Origin of the sequence: Vibrio sp. S9_S30, assembly GCF_014694455.1 — a bacterium.
Taxonomy (GTDB): domain Bacteria; phylum Pseudomonadota; class Gammaproteobacteria; order Enterobacterales; family Vibrionaceae; genus Vibrio.
Window position 1 is genome coordinate 1 of sequence record NZ_JAAUWT010000179.1, and the last position, 296, is coordinate 296.

Annotated in this window: 1 protein-coding gene; it reads left to right on the forward strand. The window is 43.6% G+C overall.

The features are described 5' to 3' along the window. On the forward strand, positions 1 to 196 hold a 196-nt coding region (locus HC752_RS25050), incomplete at its 5' end, for a hypothetical protein (RefSeq protein ID WP_238930643.1). Positions 197 to 296: the final 100 nt, after the last annotated feature.

Below are 296 nucleotides of genomic sequence, written 5' to 3' on the forward strand. Positions count from 1 at the left end.
TTTGTTAGAGCGTAACGAGTACACAAACTCACTTGGCAGAGAAGCACTTTGCTTGCAGTCAATGAACAGCATCTTAGCCAACAAAACCTTCTGCAACCAGACCACAGAACCCAAAACACCGACTCGGTCAAGGATTTTGAAAAACAAGCAGAGAGCCAAACTTCAAAATACGGTAAACCGGAATGGTTTGAAATAGCCACAACAGCTTGGCTTGCGACGGTTTTTCCACCTTGATACAGGTTGAGAAAACAAACTCAAAAACACGGAAGCCAGCTATTTTCGATAACCTGACAACC